Source organism: Bradyrhizobium sp. WSM4872 (assembly GCF_055811715.1).
Genome location: NZ_JBVVPT010000042.1, coordinates 1 through 24,123 on the forward strand (window position 1 = coordinate 1; position 24,123 = coordinate 24,123).

Genomic DNA, 24,123 nt, shown 5'->3' on the forward strand with positions numbered 1-24,123 from the left:
GCGGGAGGGTGGGGGTGTGGGGGGGGGTGGTGGGGGGGGTGCTCGGGGGGCCCCCGCCGCCCCGCCGCCCCGCCCCCCCGGGGGGGGGGGGGGGCCCCGCGCCCGCCCCCCCCCCCCCGACGCTATGGTCTTACTTCGTGTCCTGGATACGCTTGACGAGGCCCTTCAGCTTCTCGTCACCGGCGAACTTGTCGTACACCGGCTTCATCGCGTCGACGAACTCCGCCTTATTGGCGATCGTCACGACCTGAACACCGGCCGCTTCAACGGTCTTGCGGGACGCCTGCTCACGCTCGTCCCAGAGCTTGCGCATGACGGGAACCGATTCCTTGGCCGCCTTGCGGACCATCGCCTGATCTTCCTTGCTCAGCGTGTCCCAGACCGTCTTCGACATCACGAGAACTTCGGGCGCGAGGGAGTGCTCGGTGACGTTGTAGAACTTGGCGGCCTCGAAATGGCGCGAGGACTCGTAAGACGGCCAGTTGTTCTCGGCAGCGTCCACCAGACCGGTCTTGAGAGCGGTATAGACTTCGCCATACGGCATCGGGGTCGGATTGGCCCCGAGGCTCTGGATCATGCCGACCCACAGATCGGATTGCTGGACGCGAATTTTCAGACCCTTGACGTCCGCGAGCGACTTGATCGGTGCCTTGACGGTGTAGATGGACCGGGCGCCGCTGTCGTAATAGGCGAGACCGATCAGGCCTGCGGGCGCCATGGCCGCCAGGATCTCATCGCCGATCGGCCCGTCAAGGACGGTACGCATGTGCTGCGTGTCCCGGAAGATGAAGGGCAGGCACAACGCGATGGTTTCCGGCACGAAGTTGTTCAAGGGCGATGCGTTGATCCGCATCATGTCGAGTGCGCCGATCTTGAGCTGCTCGATGGTGTCCTTCTCGGAGCCCAGCGCACCGTTGGGGAACACTTTCACGCCGAGCTTGCCGCCGCTCGCCGCTGCGAGCTGCTTGCCCATGAACTTGACGGCCTCGACGGTCGGATAATCGGCCGGATGGATGTCGGCGGAACGGAAATCGCGTGCGGTCGCCAAGGGGGCTGAGACCGCCATCAGAGCGGCTGTGATGACCCCGGTAAGTATCTTCATCTGAGCTTCCTCCTGAGTTGATTATGTCGTTGGGCAGATGCTGCGGGCCGCCTTGGGTCGCTCCACTTCCGGTGTGAAGTCAAGCGCCATTGTCGTCCCTAGGGCGCGCGGCATTCTCTGTCCAAGCCAAATCCGGCATCGATCGATGCTAGAGTTGCATCGATGGATCAAGCCGGCTTTGGGCAGACAACCGGCCCATCGTCCAGTTTTTCCGAAATCATCTGTCGTCTGGCGCGGCAAGCGTTCATGCGCGTTGCTTGACGCCGCCGGTGGGCCCCCTCAAGATGCTGCGAAACAAAACGGACCATCCCGAGGAATGCCCATGCCGCGGAAGTTGATCGACATCTCCGTGCCGCTCAGAAACGACGTGACGGCGGATCCGCCGGGCAATCACCCGACGATCCAGTACATCGATCACCAGCAGGGCCTGCCGCGGATGCTGCAGTTCTTCGAGGGCCTCACGGCACAGGACCTGCCGGACGGCCAGGGCTGGGCCGTCGAGCAGGTCTCGCTCTCGACCCATAACGGCACGCATCTCGATGCGCCCTGGCACTTCCATCCGACCATGAATCGCGGCGAGCCGTCATGGACGATCGACGAGGTGCCGCTGGAATGGTGCTTTCAGCCCGGCGTGAAGCTCGACTTCCGGCGTCTCCCCGATGGCTATGTGGCGAGCGCCGACGACGTCGAGAAGGAGTTGAGGCGGATCGGGCATACGCTGTCGCCGCTGGAGATCGTCGTCGTCAACACCGGCGCCGGCGCCAGGTTCGGCCAAGCCGACTATGTCAGCTCAGGCTGCGGCATGGGCTATGAGGCCACCATGTATTTGCTCGAACGCGGCGTGCGGCTGACCGGCACCGACGGCTGGAGCTGGGACGCGCCTTTCGTCCATACCGCGAAGAAATACGCCGAAACGAAAGATGCCGGCCTGATCTGGGAGGGCCACAAGGCGGGGCGGCACATCGGCTATTGCCATCTCGAGAAGCTGCACAATCTCGACCAGCTGCCTTCGACCGGGTTCACGGTCTCGTGCTTTCCGGTGAAGATCGAGCGGGCCTCCGCGGGCTGGACCCGCGCCGTCGCGATCATCGACAGCTAGCTGTCGAGCCCGCTCTCGGCGAGTTCGCGCAAGGCATCCATGTCGAGCACGACGATGGCGCCGTGCTCGAGGCGAACCCAGTTGCGGCCCGCCCAGGCGCGCAATTGCTTGTTGATACTCTCGCGCGTCATCCCCACCATCTCGCTGATCTCCTGTTGCGTGATGGCAAGCGTGCCGCTGCCGGAGTCGAACTTGCGCTCTTCGGTGAGGCCGAGCAGCGCGCTCGCGAGCCGGCCCGGCAGATTTTGCAGGATCACCTGCTCGACCTGCTGGCTGGTCCAGCGCAGGCGCGCGCAGAGCAGCTCGATGAATTTCATTGCGAGCGCCGGCTGGCTCTTCACGAACGGCAGGAAGTCCCGGCGATCGATGATGTAGAGCTCGCAATTGGTGTTGGCGGTCGCATCGGCCGACCTCGGGGCGCCGTCGAGCACCGCGATTTCGCCGAAGATCTCTCCGGGACCGATCAGATTGAGAATGGCGTTACGGCCGTCGGGCGACGAAGAGGAAATCTTCACCGTCCCAGTGATCACCGCGAACAGATTGTTGCCGGGATCGCCCTTGGCGGCGATCGTCGCGCCGCGCTTCACCGTGGTGTGCTTGGCGTAACGGCAGAGCTGATCCAGCGCCTCCGGCTCCAGATCCGCAAAGATCGGGTGCTTGCGCAGGACCGATAATTTATTCCCCGCCGCTTGTCGGGGGTCGTCGCCGGTCTTGTCCTGAGGCACGCCACTGGGCTCCTAAGACTGCGAGGCACTGGGGTCCCTGCGTAGTCAGTGTAGCCCAGTTTTTCAACCGGAAAGCATGCTCTCGATTTGAGGCAAACGCGGCGAAAATGCCGCGGTCAGGTGCGAAGCCGGCAGCCGAAGGATGAGCCAATGCGTCCTAGGCGATGCAGAGTTGCAGGCGCCGCACGCCGCCTTGCGTTGAGGCGCTGCCAACCCTCCCGGACTCGCACGGCATAGCCCACGCCGCGGGCGCCGCAAATGCGACCGCGATCTCAGGAGCTTTGACGCTTGACGTCTGACTTGAGCCGGCCTGGACTGGTTTGCCGGTCTGCCCAGACCAGTGCCCCGGCGAATGTGACAAAGATTGCCACGACAAAGATGCTCATAAGCAACGCGTCAGCCGGCATGATGCCCTCCCCTGTGGTTTCAGGCATTATTCGAGGCACCCGGCCGAATGCATTGATCCCGATCAAAATCGAGCCGCGCTGCGTCGAAATCAGGCTGCGGCCAAGGCCTCGACCTTTGCCGCATCGAGCAGGCTGATCCCGCCATGAATGATCTCGATCACGCCGTGGCGCTCCAGCTTGGTGAAGGTGCGGCTGACGGTCTCGATGGTCAGGCCGAGGTAGTCGGCGATGTCCTGGCGGCTCATCGGAAGCGGAACCGTGTCCGACGCCCCCTTCAGCGAAACCAGCCGCTCGCGCCAGCCCAGCAGAAAGGCCGCAATTTTTTCGTCCGCCGAACGGCGGCCGAGCAGGACCATGTGGTCCCGGGCCTGGTTCAGCTCGCGAATTGCCAGCTCGTTGATCCGCCTGAGGAGGTGCAGCCGGTCCTCGATGAAGCGGCCGAAGGGTACCTTCGCGAACTGGCACACGGTCACCGCGCCGATCGCATCGGCCGAAAAATTGTGCCTGCCCGAGATATTCATCCCCAGGAAATCGCCGGGCAAGGCAAAGCCCACGATCTGCCGGCGGCCGTCGGGCAGCAGCTTGTACAGCCGCATGACGCCCTCGATGAGATTGTAGAACGAGGTGGTGATGTCCTCCTCGGAGAACACGGTCTCGCCCGAGGCAAAATGGACGCGCCGACCGAGATGTTCGAATTCCCGAAGCTCGACCGCATCCAACGACGAACAAACCGCTGATGCCCGAACGGCGCAATCGCTGCAGAGCTGCCAGTTCGGCTCAATCGTGACTACGGGCTTCATCGACCGCTCCAAGCGCCGGCTGCCCATCAGGCCCATTCCGCCGCGCAGCTGCATTTTACTGCACTGCGCCAAAGCCGGTTGACCCAGATCAATTTTGGAGGGAATCCCCGCCCTATTCTTCTCCCAGACTTAAACGGGGTCACTTTACATGCTGCAAGGAACGCTGCGTCACGGGTTGATCGGGTTGCTTCTGATGACGCCTGCCGTGGCGGCCCCGACCGCCGAACAACGCGGCAAGGCCTTTGCGCGCGCCAATTGCGCGCGCTGCCACGCGATCGACCGTGCGTCGAACAGTCCGCTCAAGATCGCACCGCCGCTGCGGGCCCTGCACCAGCGCTATCCGATCGAGAGCCTTGGGGAGGCGCTGGCCGAGGGCATCAACACCGGCCACGCCGACATGCCGGCCTTCGAGCTCAGTCCGGACCAGATCCACGATCTCCTGTCCTACCTCAAGACCCTGGAATAGCCGGCCTCACACCGCCTGCACCGTCCAGCCGATCAGCTCTTTCGCGATACGCGTGAAGGCCCTATCGAACGCTGCGACCGCTGGGACCGGTTCGACTTTGTCGAGCTTCTCGCTGGTCTCGACGAGACGCGAGGCGATCACCTTGCCGTTCTTGTCGACGATCCGGGCCGACAGGCCGATCTCGACCCGTGTCTCCCCTTCGGTGGCAATGCGGAAGCGCCTGATGTCGATCAGCAGCTGATAGTCCGCTTGCCCGAGATCGGCCGTTCGCAATGGCGCGTGGGCGATGTCGTAGTTCTCGAAACTGTCGATCAACCGCGCCTGCACCAGCTTGGGAATGCTGTCGGCCCAGAGGAACTCGGCAAAGCCCGGATTGTCGCCGCCAGGGGCGAACAGCATGCGCTGGGTCTGCAGCATGGCGACCGCGGTCGGCTCGGGGACCGCCAGTGACGCCGAGAGCGTCTTGCCGGCCGGACCGAGGTTCTGCGGCGTGCGCAGGTCGTAGGTGACTTTCTGCGCCGGCGTTCCGCCGCCGGTCATCTTCTCCAGGCCCGCCAAAATGCCGTCAATCTTGCCGGTGTTGCGCGCAAGCCCGTCGGAGAAGGTCTTGAGATTGGCGATGGTGTCCTTCAGCGGGCCCGAATTGTCCTCCAGCACGGTGTCAACCCGCCGCAGTGCATCCCGCGCGGCCTGCGTCATGCTCTGGCCCGCTCCGGCCTCGGCAATCAGGGTCGGGGGCTCGCCGGATTTGGTGACGATGATGCCTCCCTCCAGCGTCACCACCGGCACGCCGGTCAGTCCCTGGAAATCGAGCCCGACCCTGGTGTCGGCGCGCACCGGGGTGGTTGAAGCAACCGATATCGTCGCATTGACGAAGCGCGGATTGTCCGGCGCAAGCCCGAGCTGGGTGACCTCACCGACGCGGATGCCGTTGAACAGCACGCCGGCGCCGACCAGAAGACCGGGCACCGGGCCCTGGAATTGCACGTGATAGCTCGTGCGCGGTCCGATGCCGCCGGTGTTGTTCAGCCAATAGACGAAGCCGAACACAGCGAGGATCGCCGCCAGGACGAAACTGCCGATCAACACGTAGGGAGCGCGGGTTTCCATGTCTCATCTCATCTCGTGTTGCAGCATCTGCGAGCGCTTGCCATGGAAATAGGCGCGCACCCAGGGATGCTCGGATTGCAGCAGTTCGCGCATCGGACCGATCGCCACGATCTTGCCATCGGCGAGAGCGGCGACCCGATCGCAGACCGTGGTCAGGCTCGCCAGATCATGGGTGACCATGAACACGGTGAGGCCGAGGGTCTTTTGCAGGGTCCCGATCAGCGCGTCGAAATCACCCGCCGCGATGGGATCGAGGCCCGAAGTCGGCTCGTCCAGGAAGAGGATCGGCGGATCAAGTGCGAGCGCGCGCGCCAGCGCGACGCGCTTGGTCATGCCACCGGACAGCTCCGCCGGATATTTATCGGCGTCCTGCGCCCGCAGTCCGACCATTTCGAGCTTGGCGATCGCGATCTCGTCCATCAGCTCCTGCGACAGGACGAGATTCTCACGGAGCGGAAACTGGATGTTCTGCCGGACCGTCAGCGAGGAGAACAGCGCGCCCTGCTGGAACAGGATGCCCCATGTCGTGGCCGCGCCTTCGGTGCGGCCGCCGATCGGCCGTCCCGTGACCTCGATGGTCCCGCCTTGGCGCGGGATGAGGCCGATGATAGTTCGCATCAGCACCGACTTGCCGCCACCGGACGCCCCCACGAGTCCGAGGATCTCACCCCGGCGCACGTCGAGCGACAGATGATCGAGCACGGTCTGCCGGCCGAAGCCGACCACGAGGTCGCGGACGCGGATCGCGAACTGCTCCTGCGATTCGCCCATCATCACATTCCAATCGAGGCGAAGAAGATTGCGAACAGGCCGTCGAGCACGATCACCAGGAAGATCGACTTGACGACCGACGTCGTGGTCTGTCGTCCCAGCGACTCGGCGCTGCCCTTCACGCGCAAGCCCTCGCTGCAGGCGACGATTCCGATCACCAGCGCCATGAACGGCGCCTTCAGGATGCCCACCTCGAAATGGGCGACCGAGATCGCGTCGTGCAGCCGCGCGATGTAGATCGCCGGCGCCATGCCGCCGTAGAACTGCGCGACCAGGCCGCCGCCATAGAGTGCGGCGATCGATCCGATGAAAGCAAGGATCGGCAGCGCAATGACCAGGGCCGCAACCCGCGGCAGGATCAGGACGTGGACGGGATCGAGGCCCATGGTCGAGAGCGCGTCGATCTCCTCGCGCATCTTCATCGAGCCGAGCTCGGCGGTGTAGGCGCTTCCCGAGCGGCCGGCGACCATGATGGCGACGATCAGCACGCCGAGCTCGCGCAGCACCAGGATGCCGACCATGTCCACAGTGTAGGACTCCGCACCGAACCTGCGGAAATGGAAGAAGCCCTGCTGGGCGATGATGGCGCCGATCAGGAAGGTGATCAGCACGACGATGGGGATGGCCTGCCAGCCGATGCGGTAGAGCTGATAGATCAACGATGTCAGTCGCAGCGAGCGCGGCCGGCGCAGCACGCCGATCACGGCCATGAACAGCGCGCCCAGCATTTGAAGAAAGATCGTGATGTCTTCGCGCGCGCCGACCGTGGACTTGCCGAGATCGTTCAGCCTGAGCAGAACAGGGTTGGGTGCGGGCGTCGGCGCCGGCGTGTGGCGGTTGACCTGACGCACCTCGTCCATCAGGCCACTGAAATGGTCGGCGACACCGATAAACTCGGCCGACCTGCCGGATGATGAAGCTCTGCGCGACAGCTTTTCCAGGACCCAGGCGCCGAGCGTGTCGAGCGCGCTGACGCCTGACATGTCCAGCGTCACGGTTCTGGATCGATCGACATCCGCCCCGACCGACCGGGACAACGTCTCCAGCATCGACACATTCGCGGCAATCCACGGCCCTTCCGGGCACAATTTCAGCTCTTCGCCGGAGGGCGTTGCCAGCAACAGCGGTTCGGAGTTCACGCTTCCACCTCATCGGGACAACCGGGTCCCCATTCAGCCGGTCATTCTAGGCCGGCATGTGGCAGCCGGTTTGACCTGTCTCAAGACCACGACGCGTCTGCCTCCTTGACGCAAATCAAGCGCGGTCGCGCCGGCGGGTCCTAAGTTTGATTCCATCAACGGGGAAATCAGATCCATGTTCGACAGCGACAGGATGAGCGAAGAACTGCGCACGCTGAAGGTTGACGTCACACGCTTGCTGAGCACCGCCGGCGAGGAGATGTTCGACAGTTCGAAAGCCCGTGCGGAGGCGCTTGCCGATCAGATCAAGGCTGCGCTCGGCGAGACCGTCGACGAGGAGCAGGAGCAGCTTCAGGGCCTCATTACGGACCGCCCGATCACATCACTTGCCTCGGCCTTCGCGCTCGGCGTGGTCGTCGGCTTCATGCTGCGGAGGCACTAGGTGAACACGGAAAATGTCGTCAAACATCTGCGTGTGCTCTGGCGTACCGACAGGATCATCGCGGACATCAGGCTGCGCCACCTGCTGATCGGCCTCGGCCTGCGCGCCTTTGCGGCGCTGATCGCCGCATTCGGGCTCCTGATGCTGGAGCTCTCCGCCTATTTCGCACTGGTGCAGATCTGGAGTGCCATTGGCGCGGCGGCCATCCTCGGCACCGTCAATTTTGCCATCGCCGCAATTCTCTTTGTGATTGCCGGCCGGCCTCCTGCAGGCTGCGACATCGAACTCGCCAACGAGATTCACGGCGCATCCATCGAAGCACTTCAGCTCGAGGCACGCACATTCCAGGCCCAGGTGTCGGGGGCCGTACATCATCCGCTCAGCACGATCTTGCCCGTGCTGGTGCCGCTGATTGCGGTCCTGATCAAGACTTTGCGGAAAACGGCCAACGAGGCCCCCGCCGCAAATCCGGCTGAAGCGCGCTCATAGCGGTCGCGCTCAGAGTTTCAGCCTGACGTCGCAAATATCCGGTTCGGTGGGATCCGGCTTCACCTCGAAGCCGAGCTGCCGGCACATTTCGAGCATGGTGGTGTTCTCCCTGAGAACATCACCGGAGATCGCTTTGAGCCCCTCCGATCTCGCGTAGTCGATGATCAGCTGCATGAGCGCCCATCCCAGACCCTTGCCCTTGAGATCGGACCGCAACAGGATCGCATATTCACCGCTCTCGTAGATCGAGTCCGAGTGGAGTCGGACCACGCCAACCATCTCACCGGTCGCCTCGTCGAACGCGATAAAGGCCATCGCGCGTGCATAATCGAGTTGGGTCAGGCGCGCGATGAACTCGTGGGTGAACTCCTTCATCGGCGCGAAGAAACGCAGGCGAAGGTCGTGCGCCGTGACATGACGCAGGAATGCGTGGATGGTCGGCTCGTCCTCCGGACGCAGCGGCCGCGCGAAGATCCGCCAGCCCTCCTTGAGCTTGAGGCGGCGCTCCCATTGCGACGGATAGGCCCGAACGGCGAAATTGGCAGCGCCGGAGCCCGCAAACTTCCTTTGCGGCAGCCCGACCGCGACGCGGGCATCGACCGCGGTCACGCCGGTTTCATCCGCCAGCAGCGGATTGATGTCGAATTCGCGGATCCCGGGAATGTCGGCGGCCATCTGCGCCAGCTTGACCAGGACCATGGCGACGGCGTCGGGCTTCACCGCCGGCACGTCCCGGTAAGCGCGAAGCAGCCGTGACACACGCGTGCGGTCGATCAGGTCGCGGGCCAATTGCAGATCAAGCGGCGGCAGCGCAAGCGCCTTGTCGTTGATGATCTCGACCGCGGTCCCGCCGCGCCCGAACACGACGACGGTGCCGAAGGTCGGATCGTCGGCGAGGCCCAAAATCAACTCGCGCGCCTTCGCCTTCACGACCATCGCCTGCACGATGACGCCCTCGATGCGGGCTTGCGGACGCAGCTTGCTTGCCCGGGCGAAGATGTCGGTGGCGGCGGCGCGCACCGCGTCGGGCGTGGTCAAATTGAGCACGACGCCGCCGACATCGGATTTGTGGACGATGTCGCGCGACATGATCTTCAGCACGACGGTGGCGCCTTGCGCAAAGATGTCTTTCGCGTAGGCCACCGCCTGCTCGACATCCGCCGCGGCGTGTGTGGGCACCATCGCGATATCGTAGGCTTCGAGCAGGTGCTTGATCTCGACGGGTTCGAGCCATTGGCGGCCATCTGCGATGGCAGCAGCGACGATCTGCTTCGCAGCACGTGCGTCCGGCACGAACGTATCGGGCATTGCGGGTGGAACCTGGCTCAGCTCCTCCACGACTTCGCGATGCCTCACAAGGTACATGAAGCCGCGCACGGCGTCGTCCTCGGTCGGATAGTTCGGGATGCCCGCGCCGGACAGTGTTTCGATGATGTTCTGGTCTGCCCCGATCCAGGCGGCAAGCACCGGCTTGGCCCAACTGCGGTGCTTCTCGCGATATGCCTTGACGCGTTCGGTCACCATCGTTGCGATATCGGCAGCCGAGGCGATCGCGGTCTGCACATTGAGGACGAGGACCGCATCGTTGTCGGGATCGGCGAGCAGCACCTCCAGCGCCGCCGCATAGCGCGACGCATCGGCGTCGCCCACGATGTCGACGGGATTTGCGCCGGACCAGGTCGGCGGCAGCGCGTCATCGAGTTTCTTTCGGGCGTCCGCCGAGATGGTCGCCGGAATGCCGCCGAGCTCTACCAATCGGTCGATAGCGAGGACGCCGATGCCGCCGCCATTGGTCAGGATGGCGAGGCGCTTTCCCGCCGGCGATTCGACGCGGCCGAGCGTCTCGGCGCAATCGAACAGCTCGCGGAGATCGGAGACCCGCAGGACGCCCGCGCGCCGGAACGCCGCGTCATAGACGGCGTCGGCGCCCGCGAGTGCACCGGTATGGGTGGCGGCCGCTTTCGCGCCTTGCGCCATTCGGCCGGACTTCACCACGACAACGGGCTTCACACGCGCCGCGGCACGCGCGGCCGACATGAACTTGCGGGCGTCCTTGATGGCTTCGATGTAGAGCAGAATCGCGCGGGTCTTGTGATCCATCGCGAAATAGTCGAGCAGATCGGCAATATCGACGTCGATCTGATCGCCGATCGAGACGATGCCGGAGAAGCCGACGCCGCGCTGTGCGGCCCAATCGACCATACCGGCCGCGATCGCGCCCGATTGCGAGATCAGCGCGAGATTCCCCGGCCCCGGCATGTGCGCGGCAAAGCTCGCATTGAGGCTCACGCCGGGCATCATGATGCCCAAGCAGTTCGGCCCGATCAGCCGCATGCCGTATTTGCGGGCCGCAGCGATGGCGGCCTCGTGCAGGGACCCCGGTCCGTGACCGAGCCCGGCCGAGACGATCAGGGCACCCGCCGAGCCGCGTCGCCCGGCTTGATCGACAATGCCGGGAACCGCGCGCGCCGGCGCGGTGATGACCACAAGCTCGGGCACGAACGGCAGTTGATCGAGGCTGTCCACGGCCGCGATGCCGCCGATCTCGGCATGGCGCGGATTGACGAGGCCGAACTGCCCCGTGAATCCAGCCTTACGTATGTTCTCCAGAACGGCGCGTCCAACGGAGACCGGGCGGGCGCTGGCACCAACGAGCGCGACCGAACGCGGCGACAGCAGGTTCTTCAGACGATAGGTTGACATGAAAGCAAATGCGCCCGGTCGGTGGCGGTTCCGATGGTTGACGATCAAGCCCGATAGACTGGCGACCCGCCTAGTACGAGATCATAACCCAGCACGGTGGCTCGCCAATGACAGTCTTTGTCACACCGCCCCAAACGATTTCGTTCAGGCGCGAATGATGGTAGGCGCCCATCACGATCGCATCGATGGCATGGAAATTCGCCCAGCTTCCGAGCACCTTGCCAACCGAGCTGCCGTTGCCTTTCGCGGTTTCGAACGAGGCGTAGACCCCGTGTTCCCTCAAATGATCGACGAGAGCCGTCCCGGATTGCACGATCGCCTCGGACTTGTCGTCCGCCACGGTCACCACGCGGACTAGGGCCGCTGCCTGAAGGATAGGCAGCGCATCGCCGACCGCCCGGGCCGCACGCGCCGAGTGATCCCAGGCGATCATGATGTTCTCGAATTCCGGGCGCAGTTCGTCCACATGCTGCTCCGGGCAGAGCAGCACGGGCCGCCCGGATTCGAACAGGAGCGTCTCGATGATGTGCTCGGTTCGGCTGTCGTGTGGCTTTACGGGGACCAGCGTGAGATCGCTGAAGCGCCCATATTCGGCCAGGACTGACGCGATCTGGTCTGCCGGCACCCTGGCCGACCGGCTTTGAGCGCGAATGCCGGTGCGGGAGGTTGCACGGGTGAACGCACCCAGGAGATCCTGCGTGTCGCCCGCCCCAAGCGATCCGTTTGCCTCGGCCGCATCGGAATCATCCGGGAACATCACCTTCGGCCGCACGAAAACATCCTCTTCGAGCGCAAGCGCGGTGATCCTGGCGCCGAGGTCGGCGGCAACGGCCACGCATTTCTCGATCGCAGCAAGGGCCGGGCCGCGTGGCTGGCCGACGAGCGGCAGAAAGACGTCCTTGATCGGCATCGGGATTCTCCTCAGGCGCCAGAATAGGCTGGCTTTGGTTGGGACGCTTGATCCTCGTCAAGCCCGGGAGCTCCGACCGGTCGGAGGGAGACAGGCGTTGACCGAAGTCAAGGACTGGCCGCGATCTGCTTCTATGGATTACCCTGATCCCGGGGCGAGCCGCCTTCCGACGCATCTGGACGAACCAGCTGGAATGACCGACGATTCTGCGACCCAGGACCGGATCTTTGCGGCGCTCACCAATTCCGCTGGGCATCCGAACGTGAGGCGGATCGATACGCACGCAGCTTCGGTCTTTCTCGAAGGCAAGCGCGCTCTGAAAATCAAGCGCGCCGTGAAATTTCCGTTCCTCGATTATTCGACGCTCGAGAAGCGCAAGGCGGCGTGTGAGGAGGAGATCAGGATCAACCGGCCGCTGGCGCCGCAGATCTATCACCGCGTCGTGCCGATCACGGAAGAGCCCGATGGATCGGTGAAGATCGACGGAAGTGGCCGGCCGCTCGAGTATGCGGTCGAGATGTCGCGCTTCGACGAAAGCCGGACGCTGGATCATCTGGCCAAGGCAGGCCCGCTGGATGCAAATTTTGCCTCGGCTGTCGCCGACGCGATCGTGGCTTCGCATGCGCAGGCTGTTCGCGCCGACGGATATGCATGGGTTTCCTCCATTCCCGGCCTGATCGATGGCAACAGCGATGGCCTGCGGACCGGCAATCATTTCGAAACCGAAGAGATTGCAGAACTCGGCAGAGACTCGCAAGCAATGTTCCTCCGCCTCCGGCCTTTGCTCGAAGAGCGCGGCCGCCAAGGCTTCGTGCGCCGCTGCCATGGCGACCTGCATCTTGCGAACATCGTGTCGATCGACGAGCGGCCGGTGCTGTTCGACGCCATCGAATTCGACGCCCGGATCGCAACCACTGACGTCCTCTACGATCTCGCATTCGGATTGATGGACCTGTTGCACCACGATCAGCCACGCGCGGCCAACATCGTGCTGAACCGCTATCTCGCCGCGACTCCGGTCGAAAATCTCGACGCGCTCTCCGCACTGCCGCTATTCATGTCCATCCGGGCGGCGATCCGCGCCCAGGTCGCGCTCGCACGGCTGAAGCCGCCGCATTCCGATGATCCCAGTATTCTCGACGGGGCACGGCGCTATTTTGGCCTCGCCCGCGCGCTGATCCATCCTCCCGCTCCCCGGCTGATTGCAATCGGCGGATTGTCAGGCACCGGAAAGACGATTTTGGCACGCGCGCTCGCGCCGGAGGTTACGCCGCAGCCGGGGGCCGTCGTACTGCGCAGCGACCTCGTCCGCAAGCAGATGTTCGGGGTCGAGGACACGGACCGGCTGCCGGCATCCGCATACACGCCGGAGGTCACGGCCCGCGTTTACGACATGTTGGCTCGGCACGCCGGGCGGGTGCTGGCGCAAGGCCATTCAGCGATCATCGATGGCGTGTTCGCCCGCGAGGACGAACGAGACGCGGTCGCCGCACTGGCGCGCGAGCGCAAAGTGCCGCTAAGCGGCCTCTTTCTGGTTGCGGACCTTGCGACCCGGCAGGCGCGGATCGGCGGCCGCCGGGGCGACGCATCCGACGCCACGCAGGAGGTTGCCGCGCTGCAAGAGCACTATAATATCGGCCATGTCGGTTGGGCGACCATCGATGCATCCGGGACGCAAGAGCAGACGCTCCAGAACTGCCGGGACGCGATCGCCGGGAGCAAGTAAGGCAATCTGCAAATGGCGCGACCCAGCACGAGTTCGACGGCCGCGCGCGTTAAGCCTTCGGCGAGGCGCAATGTCCTGCCCGGCCGCCTCAGCCCCAGCATGGTCTGCGACACGGCCTTCCGGATCATCACCCGCCGTCACCTCGCCGCTGTTCTCGCCCAGCATGACGGCACCTGCCGCGGCGACCCCGAGGCGCTGCACCAGATCCGGATTGCACTCACGCATCTGCGCACCGCCATCCGCTTCTTCTCGCCGATGGTCGATGACGCCGTGCGGCCGGAGGTCTGGACCGAACTGAAATGGTTGAACAGCCAACTCGGCATCGTACGGGACCTCGACGTAGCGATCGAGCGGGTCATCGCCGAAAGTGGCGGCGAGTTGACCGTGATTGCCGAGCTCCAGCACTGGGACGAGAAGCGCGCCGAGAGCCATCGCCAGCTGGCGCGCGCGCTGCAATCCGCGCGGTATCGCCGTCTTGTCGGACAGACGTCAGCCTGGATCGAGAGCGGCCCGTGGTCGACCCGGCGCAGCAAGGAAGCCATCAGGCTGCGCCGCTGCACGCTCGCCGACCACGCAACAGCGAAACTCACGGAATGGGAAAAGACGCTGCTCAAGAAAGCGCGCAAGCTCCGCAAGCTCGACGTCGAGAAGCGGCACAAGCTGCGGCTTCTCAACAAGCGGTTGACCTATTCGATCGAGTCCTTGGACGACCTATTCGCCGACGAATCGCTGGCCAAGCAGAAGTCGATCCTCAAGCAATTGCGCAAGGCGCAAAAATCTCTCGGGCAATTGAACGACGATGCGCGAGGGCAGGCCCTGGCGGCGTCGTTGAACGAGACCGTCCCCGAGGCGGGCATTCGCTTCCGCAATCGCAAGCGCGAAAAGAAACTGTTGCGGACCGCCTCGCGCGCCTACCAGAAACTCGACAAGGCCAAGCCGTTCCGCTCCGCCGACCTTGCGCCGAATGCGGAGCCTGAGGACTAGGTGTGGACGTAGTCTCCCGGCGCATCGGGCAGGCTGTCGACGTTCCCAAACCCCATCCGTGGCGACTCACCGAGTTCACCAGAGCGGGCAGTCAGCCATCTGGACCATTCTTGCCACCAAGATCCCTGTGCGCGCGGTGCCAGTTTCAGCCATTCATCGTGGTCGACGTAGGGCGCATCCTCCGCCTTGGTCATGACTTGGTAGCTGTGCCTGGGCTCCTCAGGAGGCGCGACGATGCCGGCGTTATGACCTCCACTCGTCAACAAGAAGGTCACATCGGCATCGACCTGATAGTGAATCTTGTAGACGGACTGCCACGGGGCTACGTGGTCCCTGACCGTACCGACGACAAACATCGGCGCGTGGATGTCGGAGAGTGATATGCTCTTGCCGTCGACGCGGTAGCGACCTTCAGCCAGGTCATTGCCGAGGAACAGCTTGCGCAGGTATTCGGAGTGCATGCGATAGGGCAAGCGCGTAGCGTCGGCGTTCCAGCTCATCAAGTCGCTCGGCGGTGCGCGCTCGCCCAGCAGATAGTCGTGCGAGAGCCTCGACCAAATTAGATCGTTGGAGCGCAGCAGCTGAAAGGCGCCCGCCATCTGCGTCGTATCGAGATATCCCCGCTCCCACATCATGTCTTCGAGAAACGAGACCTGACTCTCGTTGATGAAAAGCGTCAGCTCGCCCGCTTCGGTGAAATCTGTCTGCGCAGCGAGCATCGTGATCGTCTTCAGCCGGTTATCGCCGTCGCGCGCCATCGCGGCGGCCGCGATCGACAACAGCGTGCCACCGAGGCAGTAGCCAAGAGCATGAACTTTCCGGCGCGGCAAGATGCAGGCGATCGCATCCAGCGCAGCAAGGACGCCCGATGTGCGATAGTCATCAAACGCCACGTCGCGATCGCTCGCGCTCGGATTGCGCCAGGATATCGCAAATACGGTGAAACCCTCGCCGGTCAGATATTTGACGAGCGAGTTCCGCGGCGACAGGTCGAGGATGTAGTATTTCATGATCCAGGCTGGCACGATCAGGATCGGCTCCGGCCGCACCTTTTCGGTGGTGGGATGATACTGAATCAACTCGATCAGCTCGTTGCGATAAACCACCTTACCGGGCGACGTCGCGACGGTTTTGCCGACAACGAACTGCTCGTTGCCTGCCGGCTTCCCCGCGGAGAGTATGCGCATCAAGTCCCTGGACCAGTTCTGCCAGCCGAGTACGAAATTCTCTCCTCCGCTCTGTAAGGCTTTCTGAAGGACCTCGGGATTGGTGGCGGCAAAATTCGATGGTGCAAGCATGTCGAGCATCTGGCGCCCTGAGAACTCGACGATTGCCTTATTCGCGGGCGTGACGCCACGTACGCCGGTCGCGGCATCGTGCCACCAGCGCTCTCCGAGGAGAAACGACTGCGCCATCAAGTTGAAAGGAGGGCTTTGCCATAACGGCCCTGCGAAGCGACGGTCCTGCGCTTGAGGCTTGATCACCGACCAGGGGTTTTGGCCTGGTGCAGCGGCATGCGCGACTGCGTCGAAATATTGGGTGGTGTCCCGAACGATGTCGCGCGCCCCTTCCAGTTGGCGCTGCGGTGCTGCTGCAAGATGCGAACTCCAATCGAGATAGGCGAGCGACAGCGCTAAGGGCGAAATTCCACCCGTGAATCGCGCCAGCATCGCATGGAAGGCCCGATCGAGCGGATATGGTTCGGGCACGGACGGCGCATCGGCAGCCGGAATAGGCTGCTGGACGACCGCGGCCGGCGTTGCGGAACTCTTTACCAGATCGACGGGCGGCTCGGACGCCAGTTGCCGTTCAGCCAACAGGAGGTTCGATGCCTGCGCAACGTTCATGGCTGAATATTCTTGTTCGTTTCGGACTTTCCGTTAGCGCCCGCGCCGGTCACTCGCGACCGCGGGTTGAGCATGACGAAGATGGCTGCCGCGACCCGTTCGCCATGCCGAAGATACCGATCGCAGTCGCGACGAATGAAGTCGAGCTGATGCTGGCTGCATTCCTGGTACATGGTCGTCCAATCCTTCACGGAGTGAGAGCCGGCCAGTTTCGACGCGAACTCCGCAAACAAATGCGTTTCGGTTTGCGTTCGGTCCAGGAATTCGTTGGCCATGAACACGACCTCTTCGAATATGAGCCCCTGCGCACCAAGAGCGGTATCCAGTGCACGCTGGTTCGCGCTGGCTAGCCCTGCAACTGGATTTAAAGGCAATGGTTCGGCCGCAGGCTCTTGCAACTGGACGAGCTCACTCACGATCAGTCTCCTTGGGGTGCTTCTCCAATCAGGGTACAGCCAACCCGGCCGGGAACGTTGAGCTGCATCAAGTCGGGCTACGCACCCGCCGCGGCGGACTTTCCTCGCTTGACCTGCATCAAATCGAGTGGCGATGCCGAGATTAAGCTGAACTTCAGACGTCATCACAATCAGCGGAGTCCGCCATGCGTGCCCATCAGATCATGACCCGGTCGGTCATCTCGGTTACCCCCGACACCAGCATCGTCGAGGCGGCAAACATCATGCTGAAGCGGCATGTCAGCGGTCTCACGGTCGTGGACGATGCCGGCAAGCTGGTCGGCGTGGTCTCGGAAGGCGACTTCATCCGCCGCAGCGAAATCGGAACGGGACGCAAACGCGGGCGCTGGCTGCGGTTCATTCTGGGATCCGGCAAATCGGCCAGCGATTTCGTCCACGAGCACGGCCGCAAGGTCTCGGAGGTGATGACCTCTTCACCGGTTACCATCACCGAGGATACGGCGCTTGCCGAGATCGTCGATCTCATGGAACGGAACAATGTGAAGCGTCTGCCGGTGATCCGCGGCGACAAAATCGTCGGCATCGTGTCGCGGGCGAACCTGCTCCAGGCGGTGGCGGACCTCGCCCGAGACGTACCCGACCCGACCGCGGACGACGATCACATTCGCAGCCGCATCATCGATACCATGGAGAAGAACGACTGGTGCCCGTTTGGGCTGAACGTCATCGTCCGCGACGGCATCGTTCATCTCAGCGGCGTCATCACCGAGGAGCGCACGCGACAGGCCGCGGTCGTCGCAGCGGAGAACGTCAGCGGCGTGAAAAAGGTGCATGACCATCTCTGCTGGGTCGACACCATGTCAGGAATATACCTGAACTCGCCCGAGGACGATGACCTCGCCAAAGCAAGCTGACCAGGCAAGCTGACCAAGGCAAGCTGAGCGCGCGCCGATCGCGGTTCAGCGGGGAATGACGGCGGTGGCTTCGATTTCGACGCGCGCCGCCTTCTCGACAAGCCGGACGACCTGAACCAGCGCCATCGCCGGGTAGTGCGCGCCGAAGATGGTGCGGTAGGCCTTGCCGAGCTCTTTCAGGTTCGTCAGATACTCGTCCATGTCGACGACGTACCAGGTCAGGCGCACCAGATGCTCGGGCTGCGCGCCGGCCTCCGCGAGGATCGCGGCGATATTGCTCAGGGTCTGGCGCACCTGCGCGACAAAACCCTCCGCGAGACGCTCCTCGGCATCCCAGCCGATGACGCCGCCAGTGACGACGATGCGTCCCTCGGCGGCCATGCCGTTGGCATAGCCTTTCGGCACCGGCCAACCGGACGGCTGGAGCACCTGCGCCCTGGCGCGGGTTTCATCCTCGGCTGCTGTCGGCAGCACCGCGAGATGCGGGCCTTTCGGCGTCGTTACGGACAATTCTCTATCCTTCTCTCATCCCGCCGCGACGCCGGAGGAGGTCACCGCGGTCTGCGCCAGTTGCCGCAGGGCAAAGCGCTTTAGTTTGCCGGTCTCGGTCTTCGGCAGTTGCGTCACGAACTCGATCGCGCGCGGATATTTGTACGGCGCGATCTCGCGTTTGACATGCTCCTGCAACGCAGCCACGAGCCCGGCGTCCGGCGTTACGCCCGGCGCGGCAACGACATAGGCCTTCACGATCATGCCGCGCGCCTCGTCCGGCGCGCCGACGACCCCGCACTCGACGACGGACGGATGCGTGAGCAGCGCCGCCTCGACGTCCGTGCCTGCGATGTTGTAGCCGGCCGACACGATCATGTCGTCCGAGCGTGACTGGTACCAGAAATAGCCCTCGCTATCCATCAGATAGGTGTCGCCCGTGATGTTCCAGCCGTTCTGGACGTATTTGCGCTGCCGCTCGTCGGCGAGATAGCGGCATCCGGTCGGCCCGCGCACGGCAAGCCGTCCCATCACGCCCGGCGGAACGTCATTGCCGGAATCATCGACGATCTTCGCTTCATACCCCGGCACCGGCTTGCCCGTCGCACCGGGGCGGATCTCGTCCTCGGTCGCGCTGATGAAGATGTGCAGCAACTCGGTCGAGCCGATGCCGTCCATCAGCTTGATGCCGGTTGCCTTCAGCCAGGCATCGAATGTCGGCTTCGGCAGCGTCTCGCCGGCGGACACGCATTTGCGAAGCGAGGAAATATCACGGCCCGGAAGCTTGGCAATCATCGCCCGGTACGCGGTCGGCGCGGTGAAACAGACCGTGGTCTTGTACTGCTCGATCGCACTCAGAATCTCGTCGGGCGCCGTCTTCTCCAGAACGACGAAGGAGGCGCCGATGTGCATCGGAAACAGCACGCCGCCGAAGCCAAACGTGAAGGCGAGCGGTGCCGAGCCGACGAAGCGATCGTTCTGCTCCGCGCGCAGGATGTTGCGCGCATAGCCATCGCAGACCGCCAGCATGTCACGGTGGAAATGCATGGTGCCCTTGGGATCGCCGGTCGTGCCCGACGTGAAGGCGATCAGGCAGACGTCGTCGGAGGCGGTATCGACAGCTTTGAAGTCCGGACTTGCATCCCCCATCAGCGCCTCGAGCGAGTCGCCGGCGCCGTTGCCCCAATAGACTACGCGCTTGAGGCCGGGGGCTGCGGCTTTCGCCTTCTCCATTTCGTCGGCGAGCTTGCCGTCGCAGAGCGCGAGTGTGATCTCGGCCTTCTGGATCGGATAGGACAGCTCCTTGGCACGCAACAGCGGCATCGTCGCGACGACGATGCCACCGGCCTTGATCACCGCGAGATAGGTCGCGACCATCATCGGATTGTTGGCCGAGCGCAGTAGCACGCGCCCGCCGGTGACGAGACCAAGCTTGCCGACCAGCACATTGGCGATACGGTTCACGAGCGTTTGCAGCTCACGATAGGTGTAGCTGACGGCCGGGCTGATCACGCAGGGAGCGTCGCCATGTCCCTGTTCGACCCAGCGGTCGAGGAAGTAGCTGACGCAGTTGAGGCGGGGCGGATATTGCAGTTCCGGTCGCGTGAAGACGAATTCCGGCCAGAGCTCGGGTGGCGGAAGATACTGCCGCGCGAACGTATCGACATGGGCTGTCGCGGCATTGTCGTCATGCGAGCCCGAGACTTGAACCTTGGCGGCGTTGGCCATCGCACGCTCCTTTCAGCATGGAAAGCACCCGGCAGCACTAACTTGGAAACATTTTAGGCTTAAAGCAATTTCGTGCAATAGCGGATTTTGGGCATCCGTGCTTTTTCGGGCGGCAAATGGGATGGATGGGCGTTCAGCCGCGGACTAGGCCCGGCGGCGACCGGCCGATTTCTGCGCCGATGCCTTGGTCTTGGCGAGCAGCCGCATCAATTCGCGCACATCCTTCGGCGTCAGGTCGGCGAAGAGATCGGCGATCCAGGTCTCGTGTTCCGCGGCCATTTTGCGAAACTCGGCGCGACCGAGTTTGGTCAGCCGGATCACCTGGACGCGGCGGTCGGTCTCCGACGTACGGCGGTCGAGATGACCGGATTCCACGAGGCGCTCGACGAGGCCGGTGACGTTGCCGTTCGACACCATCATGCGCTTGGAGACGTCGGACAGCGTCATGCCGTCGGGTGCCTTGTCGAGCTGTGCCATCAGGTCGAAACGGGGCAATGTGACGTCGAAGCGCTGCCGCAACCGGCCGCGGACCTCGCCCTCGATCAGGGTCGTGCAGGTCAAGAGGCGTAGCCACAGCCGAAGCTCCTCGGCGTGATCCTCCGGAGTTTCGACGGCCTTGGTCTCGGAATCGAGCATGTTGATGCAGTCACTCACGGCCTAGCATTGGCGCCCGGCACGGATTCCCAACATTTTCAGCTTCAAATAAATCGAAGCCGGCTGCAAGCCTAAAGCCGCAACAATCGACCGCATGCCGATTTCTTTAGGCTTCAAATAATTGGCGCGCCGCTTGCATGCACCGCTGCCCGCAGATGACGACGCTTTGAGCTCGCTTGCCGCGGCAGCAATCATCGGCATAAACTTGGATTGGAGTAGCGGCTTGCAACGCAAGTCCTGTCGTCACGGGGGAGAGATCATGAAGACGCAAATGACGTTGGCCGCAGCCGCCTTGCTGCTTGGCACCGCGGTGAGCCCTTCCCTCGCCCAGGAGAAAATCAAGCTGGGTGTGATCGTAACCCTCTCGGGACCCGCCGCCGCGCTCGGCCAACAGGTTCGCGACGGCTTTGCGCTCGGGGTCAAGGATCTTGGCGGCAAGATGGGCGGCCGCGATGTCGAGGTCGTCGTGGTCGACGACGAATTGAAGCCGGACGCAGGGGTCACCAAGGTCAAGGGCCTTCTGGAGCGCGACAAGGTCGACTTCGTGGTCGGTCCGATCTTCTCGAACATCCTCCAGGCGATTCACCGGCCGGTCACGGAATCGAAGACCTTCCTGATCAGCCCCAATGCCGGCCCGTCGACGTTTGCCGGCAAGGACTGCAACCCGTTCTTCTATGTGACCTCGTACCAGAACGATCAGGTGCACGAAATCCTCGGCAAGGTCGCGCAGGATCGCGGCTACAAGCGCATGTATCTGATGGTGCCGAATTATCAGGCCGGCAAGGACTCGGTCGCCGGCTTCAAGCTCGACTACAAGGGCGAGATCGTCGAGGAATCCTACATGCCGCTCAACACGCTGGACTTCCAGCCGGAGCTTTCCAAGATTTCATCGCAGAAGCCCGATGCGCTCTTCACGTTCATGCCCGGCGGCCTCGGGGTCAATCTCGTCAAGCAATACCGGCAGGCCGGCCTTGCCGACAGCATTCCGGTGCTCTCGGCTTTCACGGTGGATGAATCGACCTTGCCGGCGCAGCAGGACGCCGCAGTCGGCATGTTCGGCGGCGCGAACTGGGCGCCCAATCTCGACAATCCCCAGAACAAGAAGTTCGTCGCCGCCTACGAGGCCGCCTATAACGGCGTGCCGGGCACCTACGCCTTCCAGGCGTATGATGCCGCGATGCTGATCGACAGCGCCGTCAAGGCCGTGAAGGGCGACCTCTCCAACAAGGACGCGGTCGCGGCCGCTCTGAAAAAGGCCGACTTCACCTCGCTGCGCGGCGCCTTCAAGTTCAACACCAACGGCTATCCGATCCAGGATTTCTACCTTACCAAAGTCGCCAAGCGCGCGGACGGCAAGTTCCAGACCGAGATCGTCCAGAAAGTCTTTGAGAATTACGGCGACCGCTACGCCAAGGACTGCAAGGCGGCGAACTAAGCCGCAGGTCGCGTCGAGGGAGGATCACAATGAAGAGCGAAATCACCGGCATCACACGGGCCAATGAGGGAATCCAGGGCATCTCCTGGAACATCCTCGGCCAGACCTATGTGCCGAAGAGCAATACGGAGCACAGCTTCTCCTGGCATGCGACGCTGCCGCCGGGCACGTTCGTGCCGCCGCACATTCATCCGGACCAGGATGAATATCTCTACATGCTGGAGGGCAAGCTCGATTTCATGCTCGGCAATTCCGAGTCACAGGCGACCGCGGGCGACCTGATCCGGCTCGGCATGGGCGTGCCGCACGGCATCTTCAACAAATCGGAGCAAACGGCGAAGGTGCTGTTCTGGGTGTCACCGACACGCAAGCTGTTCGACCTGTTCTGGGGCCTTCACAACATGAAGGAACAGAAGCCCGAGGACGTGGTGGCGATGGCGGCCGAGTTCAACATCCACTTCCTGCCGCCGCCTCCCGGCGGCTAGCTTCAGGCGCGCACCGCCGCAAGTCCCGGCACTGCGGCGAAGCCGGCCTTGGTGGCATAGCCGCGCACGATCGCCTCACGCTGAGAATAGCTCAGCACGTTGTCGATATTGTCGAAACCATCAGGCGCGAGCTGCTCGACGGCGTCGATGACGCCCTCGGGGCCGCCGCGCCGGTTGGAGCGGACGATGTCCGCAGTCATGGGCAGGCGCTTCTTCTCGTATTCAAGCAAGGCTTGGCGCGGGTGCTCGGCGCGCACCAGCGCGTCGGCGAGGCAGCGCGCATCGAGGATGGCCTGCGAGGCACCATTGGAGCCAACCGGATACATCGGATGCGCGGCATCGCCGAGCAGCGTGACTCTGCCCGATGACCAATAGGGCAATGGATCGCGGTCGCAGGTCGGATATTCGTAGAACTCGGGCGTGGCCGAGATCAGGCTCTTCACATCGACGTAAGGCACCGAGAAGCGCGCCACATGCGGCATCAACTCCTCGCGCCGGCCCGGCCGCGACCAGTCTTCCTTCCGGGGCGGCGGGGCATTGCCCTCGCCGACCTTCACCAGCACCGCCCAATTGGTGAGACGGCTCGCCGGGCTCGATCCCTCCGCGATCGGATAGATCACCACCTTGGCGTTGAGGCCGCCGGCGACGATCATCGATTTGCCGGTGAGGAATAGCGGCCAATCCCGCGCACCGCGCCATAGCATCAGTCCGTTCCAGCATGGCGGCCCCTCGCCCGGGAACAGCGTGTCACGGACCCGCGAATGGATGCCGTCAGCACCAATCAGGATGTCGCCGCGCGCGGTATGGATGTGCGCGCCAGCGCGATCGAAGAAGTAAGCGGTGACGCCGGCCTCGTCCTGCGTGAAGGCACCGAGGCGGCAGCCGGTGTGGATGGCCTCCGGCCCGAGCCGCTCCTCGACAGCCCGATGGATGACGCCCTGAAGGCGGCCGCGGTGGATCGAGAATTGCGGCACATCGTGGCCGGCGTCGATACCGCGGGCCTCGCGCCAGACTTCCTGGCCATGGCGGTTGAGGTAATAGAGCTGGTCGGTGCGGATCGCGACATCGTCAAGCTGCTGGAGCAGACCAAGGCCCGCCAGCTCGCGCATGGCATGGGGCAGCGTGTTGATGCCGACGCCAAGCTCGCGGATGGTGTCGGACTGCTCGAAGATCTCGCAAGCCAGGCCCCGCGAGCGCAGCATCAATGCGGTGGTGAGACCACCGATACCGCCACCGACGATAATCGCCTTCATCGCCCTCACTCCACTCGGTACACACCAGG

Annotated in this window: 24 protein-coding genes; 9 read left to right on the forward strand and 15 right to left on the reverse strand. The window is 63.6% G+C overall.

All coding sequences use genetic code 11. The annotated features are described in order from the left end of the window. Positions 1-130 precede the first annotated feature (130 nt). Entirely contained in the window at positions 131-1,102 is a 972-nt protein-coding gene (locus tag AC0L3C_RS33535; RefSeq protein WP_027519247.1) for a TRAP transporter substrate-binding protein, read from the reverse strand. A gap of 322 nt (positions 1,103-1,424) precedes the next feature. Between AC0L3C_RS33535 and AC0L3C_RS33540 the strand changes: the two genes are divergently transcribed. Further along, positions 1,425-2,201 (forward strand): cyclase family protein, encoded by a 777-nt coding sequence (locus AC0L3C_RS33540; protein WP_027519248.1) that lies wholly within the window; start codon positions 1,425-1,427, stop codon positions 2,199-2,201. On the opposite strand, the gene AC0L3C_RS33545 is transcribed toward AC0L3C_RS33540, so the two are convergent. Beyond that, positions 2,198-2,926, reverse strand: coding sequence for a Crp/Fnr family transcriptional regulator (locus tag AC0L3C_RS33545; protein WP_007601607.1), 729 nt, complete (start codon positions 2,924-2,926; stop codon positions 2,198-2,200). The two genes, AC0L3C_RS33540 and AC0L3C_RS33545, sit on opposite strands and share 4 nt — an antisense overlap. 496 nt (positions 2,927-3,422) lie before the next feature. Then, the gene (locus AC0L3C_RS33550; RefSeq protein WP_027519249.1) at positions 3,423-4,133 is read right to left on the reverse strand and encodes a helix-turn-helix domain-containing protein; all 711 of its coding nucleotides are present in this window, start codon (positions 4,131-4,133) and stop codon (positions 3,423-3,425) included. A gap of 148 nt (positions 4,134-4,281) precedes the next feature. Between AC0L3C_RS33550 and AC0L3C_RS33555 the strand changes: the two genes are divergently transcribed. After that, on the forward strand, positions 4,282-4,599 hold the full coding sequence (locus tag AC0L3C_RS33555) for a c-type cytochrome (RefSeq protein ID WP_027519250.1): 318 nt from the start codon (positions 4,282-4,284) through the stop codon (positions 4,597-4,599). 6 nt (positions 4,600-4,605) lie between these two features. Here AC0L3C_RS33555 and AC0L3C_RS33560 read toward each other — a convergent pair whose 3' ends face one another. The 3 genes from AC0L3C_RS33560 to AC0L3C_RS33570 are packed head-to-tail and all read right to left on the reverse strand — an operon-like array spanning position 4,606 to position 7,619. Beyond that, entirely contained in the window at positions 4,606-5,709 is a 1,104-nt protein-coding gene (locus AC0L3C_RS33560; protein WP_027519251.1) for an ABC-type transport auxiliary lipoprotein family protein, read from the reverse strand. A gap of 3 nt (positions 5,710-5,712) precedes the next feature. Then, positions 5,713-6,480, reverse strand: coding sequence for an ABC transporter ATP-binding protein (locus tag AC0L3C_RS33565; RefSeq protein ID WP_027519252.1), 768 nt, complete (start codon positions 6,478-6,480; stop codon positions 5,713-5,715). A 2-nt stretch (positions 6,481-6,482) separates the two neighbouring features. Further along, the gene (locus AC0L3C_RS33570; RefSeq protein WP_027519253.1) at positions 6,483-7,619 is read right to left on the reverse strand and encodes an MlaE family ABC transporter permease; all 1,137 of its coding nucleotides are present in this window, start codon (positions 7,617-7,619) and stop codon (positions 6,483-6,485) included. Between the two features lie 175 nt (positions 7,620-7,794). Here AC0L3C_RS33570 and AC0L3C_RS33575 point away from each other — a divergent pair, with 175 nt between their 5' ends. Then, on the forward strand, positions 7,795-8,061 hold the full coding sequence (locus tag AC0L3C_RS33575) for a hypothetical protein (RefSeq protein WP_473410124.1): 267 nt from the start codon (positions 7,795-7,797) through the stop codon (positions 8,059-8,061). Continuing rightward, a complete protein-coding gene (locus AC0L3C_RS33580; protein ID WP_027519255.1) occupies positions 8,062-8,550 on the forward strand; it encodes a phage holin family protein in 489 nt (162 codons plus the stop codon). A 9-nt stretch (positions 8,551-8,559) separates the two neighbouring features. Here the strand turns inward: AC0L3C_RS33580 and AC0L3C_RS33585 are convergent, their stop codons facing one another. Together AC0L3C_RS33585 and AC0L3C_RS33590 are read right to left on the reverse strand one after the other, a co-directional pair. After that, positions 8,560-11,253, reverse strand: a complete 2,694-nt coding sequence (locus AC0L3C_RS33585; protein WP_473410125.1) for a bifunctional acetate--CoA ligase family protein/GNAT family N-acetyltransferase — start codon at positions 11,251-11,253, stop codon at positions 8,560-8,562. 70 nt (positions 11,254-11,323) lie between these two features. After that, positions 11,324-12,163 carry a universal stress protein gene (locus AC0L3C_RS33590; protein WP_473410126.1) on the reverse strand — a complete coding sequence of 280 codons (840 nt, stop codon included), beginning with the start codon at positions 12,161-12,163 and terminating at the stop codon, positions 11,324-11,326. Positions 12,164-12,356: 193 nt separating this feature from the next. Here AC0L3C_RS33590 and AC0L3C_RS33595 point away from each other — a divergent pair, with 193 nt between their 5' ends. Beyond that, positions 12,357-13,889 (forward strand): bifunctional aminoglycoside phosphotransferase/ATP-binding protein, encoded by a 1,533-nt coding sequence (locus tag AC0L3C_RS33595; RefSeq protein WP_473410127.1) that lies wholly within the window; start codon positions 12,357-12,359, stop codon positions 13,887-13,889. A 12-nt stretch (positions 13,890-13,901) separates the two neighbouring features. Then, positions 13,902-14,873: a CHAD domain-containing protein gene (locus AC0L3C_RS33600; protein WP_473410128.1), complete on the forward strand. Its 972-nt coding sequence runs from the start codon at positions 13,902-13,904 to the stop codon at positions 14,871-14,873. Here the strand turns inward: AC0L3C_RS33600 and AC0L3C_RS33605 are convergent. Continuing rightward, positions 14,870-16,720 carry a PHA/PHB synthase family protein gene (locus tag AC0L3C_RS33605; RefSeq protein WP_473410129.1) on the reverse strand — a complete coding sequence of 617 codons (1,851 nt, stop codon included), beginning with the start codon at positions 16,718-16,720 and terminating at the stop codon, positions 14,870-14,872. The genes AC0L3C_RS33600 and AC0L3C_RS33605 overlap by 4 nt on opposite strands. Then, positions 16,717-17,136: a hypothetical protein gene (locus AC0L3C_RS33610; protein WP_473410130.1), complete on the reverse strand. Its 420-nt coding sequence runs from the start codon at positions 17,134-17,136 to the stop codon at positions 16,717-16,719. The genes AC0L3C_RS33605 and AC0L3C_RS33610 overlap by 4 nt, the downstream gene beginning before the upstream one ends. 185 nt (positions 17,137-17,321) lie before the next feature. On the opposite strand from AC0L3C_RS33610, the gene AC0L3C_RS33615 reads away from it, so the two are divergent. Continuing rightward, positions 17,322-18,050, forward strand: a complete 729-nt coding sequence (locus AC0L3C_RS33615; RefSeq protein ID WP_473410131.1) for a CBS domain-containing protein — start codon at positions 17,322-17,324, stop codon at positions 18,048-18,050. A 45-nt stretch (positions 18,051-18,095) separates the two neighbouring features. Here the strand turns inward: AC0L3C_RS33615 and AC0L3C_RS33620 are convergent, their stop codons facing one another. The 4 genes from AC0L3C_RS33620 to AC0L3C_RS33635 form a co-directional block, all read right to left on the reverse strand. Further along, the gene (locus AC0L3C_RS33620) at positions 18,096-18,560 is read right to left on the reverse strand and encodes a RidA family protein (protein WP_199198712.1); all 465 of its coding nucleotides are present in this window, start codon (positions 18,558-18,560) and stop codon (positions 18,096-18,098) included. 15 nt (positions 18,561-18,575) lie between these two features. Beyond that, positions 18,576-20,267, reverse strand: a complete 1,692-nt coding sequence (locus AC0L3C_RS33625; RefSeq protein WP_473410132.1) for a benzoate-CoA ligase family protein — start codon at positions 20,265-20,267, stop codon at positions 18,576-18,578. 144 nt (positions 20,268-20,411) lie between these two features. Next, positions 20,412-20,903 (reverse strand): MarR family winged helix-turn-helix transcriptional regulator, encoded by a 492-nt coding sequence (locus AC0L3C_RS33630; RefSeq protein WP_473410153.1) that lies wholly within the window; start codon positions 20,901-20,903, stop codon positions 20,412-20,414. Between the two features lie 21 nt (positions 20,904-20,924). Further along, positions 20,925-21,116, reverse strand: a complete 192-nt coding sequence (locus AC0L3C_RS33635) for a hypothetical protein (RefSeq protein WP_156949011.1) — start codon at positions 21,114-21,116, stop codon at positions 20,925-20,927. A 64-nt stretch (positions 21,117-21,180) separates the two neighbouring features. Here AC0L3C_RS33635 and AC0L3C_RS33640 point away from each other — a divergent pair, with 64 nt between their 5' ends. Further along, entirely contained in the window at positions 21,181-22,356 is a 1,176-nt protein-coding gene (locus AC0L3C_RS33640) for an ABC transporter substrate-binding protein (RefSeq protein WP_027519266.1), read from the forward strand. A 29-nt stretch (positions 22,357-22,385) separates the two neighbouring features. Continuing rightward, the gene (locus AC0L3C_RS33645) at positions 22,386-22,841 is read left to right on the forward strand and encodes a cupin domain-containing protein (RefSeq protein WP_007601580.1); all 456 of its coding nucleotides are present in this window, start codon (positions 22,386-22,388) and stop codon (positions 22,839-22,841) included. Between the two features lie 2 nt (positions 22,842-22,843). Here AC0L3C_RS33645 and AC0L3C_RS33650 read toward each other — a convergent pair whose 3' ends face one another. Further along, positions 22,844-24,094 carry a flavin-dependent oxidoreductase gene (locus AC0L3C_RS33650; protein ID WP_027519267.1) on the reverse strand — a complete coding sequence of 417 codons (1,251 nt, stop codon included), beginning with the start codon at positions 24,092-24,094 and terminating at the stop codon, positions 22,844-22,846. Positions 24,095-24,123 lie beyond the last annotated feature (29 nt).

Excerpts from the sequence above, each read along its gene's own strand:
- AC0L3C_RS33535 (WP_027519247.1), bottom strand. The coding sequence starts at position 1,102 with ATGAAGATACTTACCGGGGTCATCACAGCCGCTCTGATGGCGGTCTCA.
- AC0L3C_RS33540 (WP_027519248.1), top strand. The coding sequence starts at position 1,425 with ATGCCGCGGAAGTTGATCGACATCTCCGTGCCGCTCAGAAACGACGTG.
- AC0L3C_RS33550 (WP_027519249.1), bottom strand. The coding sequence starts at position 4,133 with ATGAAGCCCGTAGTCACGATTGAGCCGAACTGGCAGCTCTGCAGCGAT.
- AC0L3C_RS33555 (WP_027519250.1), top strand. The coding sequence starts at position 4,282 with ATGCTGCAAGGAACGCTGCGTCACGGGTTGATCGGGTTGCTTCTGATG.
- AC0L3C_RS33560 (WP_027519251.1), bottom strand. The coding sequence starts at position 5,709 with ATGGAAACCCGCGCTCCCTACGTGTTGATCGGCAGTTTCGTCCTGGCG.
- AC0L3C_RS33565 (WP_027519252.1), bottom strand. The coding sequence starts at position 6,480 with ATGGGCGAATCGCAGGAGCAGTTCGCGATCCGCGTCCGCGACCTCGTG.
- AC0L3C_RS33575 (WP_473410124.1), top strand. The coding sequence starts at position 7,795 with ATGTTCGACAGCGACAGGATGAGCGAAGAACTGCGCACGCTGAAGGTT.
- AC0L3C_RS33585 (WP_473410125.1), bottom strand. The coding sequence starts at position 11,253 with ATGTCAACCTATCGTCTGAAGAACCTGCTGTCGCCGCGTTCGGTCGCG.
- AC0L3C_RS33590 (WP_473410126.1), bottom strand. The coding sequence starts at position 12,163 with ATGCCGATCAAGGACGTCTTTCTGCCGCTCGTCGGCCAGCCACGCGGC.
- AC0L3C_RS33595 (WP_473410127.1), top strand. The coding sequence starts at position 12,357 with ATGACCGACGATTCTGCGACCCAGGACCGGATCTTTGCGGCGCTCACC.
- AC0L3C_RS33600 (WP_473410128.1), top strand. The coding sequence starts at position 13,902 with ATGGCGCGACCCAGCACGAGTTCGACGGCCGCGCGCGTTAAGCCTTCG.
- AC0L3C_RS33605 (WP_473410129.1), bottom strand. The coding sequence starts at position 16,720 with ATGAACGTTGCGCAGGCATCGAACCTCCTGTTGGCTGAACGGCAACTG.
- AC0L3C_RS33615 (WP_473410131.1), top strand. The coding sequence starts at position 17,322 with ATGCGTGCCCATCAGATCATGACCCGGTCGGTCATCTCGGTTACCCCC.
- AC0L3C_RS33625 (WP_473410132.1), bottom strand. The coding sequence starts at position 20,267 with ATGGCCAACGCCGCCAAGGTTCAAGTCTCGGGCTCGCATGACGACAAT.
- AC0L3C_RS33630 (WP_473410153.1), bottom strand. The coding sequence starts at position 20,903 with ATGCTCGATTCCGAGACCAAGGCCGTCGAAACTCCGGAGGATCACGCC.
- AC0L3C_RS33635 (WP_156949011.1), bottom strand. The coding sequence starts at position 21,116 with ATGATTGCTGCCGCGGCAAGCGAGCTCAAAGCGTCGTCATCTGCGGGC.
- AC0L3C_RS33640 (WP_027519266.1), top strand. The coding sequence starts at position 21,181 with ATGAAGACGCAAATGACGTTGGCCGCAGCCGCCTTGCTGCTTGGCACC.
- AC0L3C_RS33645 (WP_007601580.1), top strand. The coding sequence starts at position 22,386 with ATGAAGAGCGAAATCACCGGCATCACACGGGCCAATGAGGGAATCCAG.
- AC0L3C_RS33650 (WP_027519267.1), bottom strand. The coding sequence starts at position 24,094 with ATGAAGGCGATTATCGTCGGTGGCGGTATCGGTGGTCTCACCACCGCA.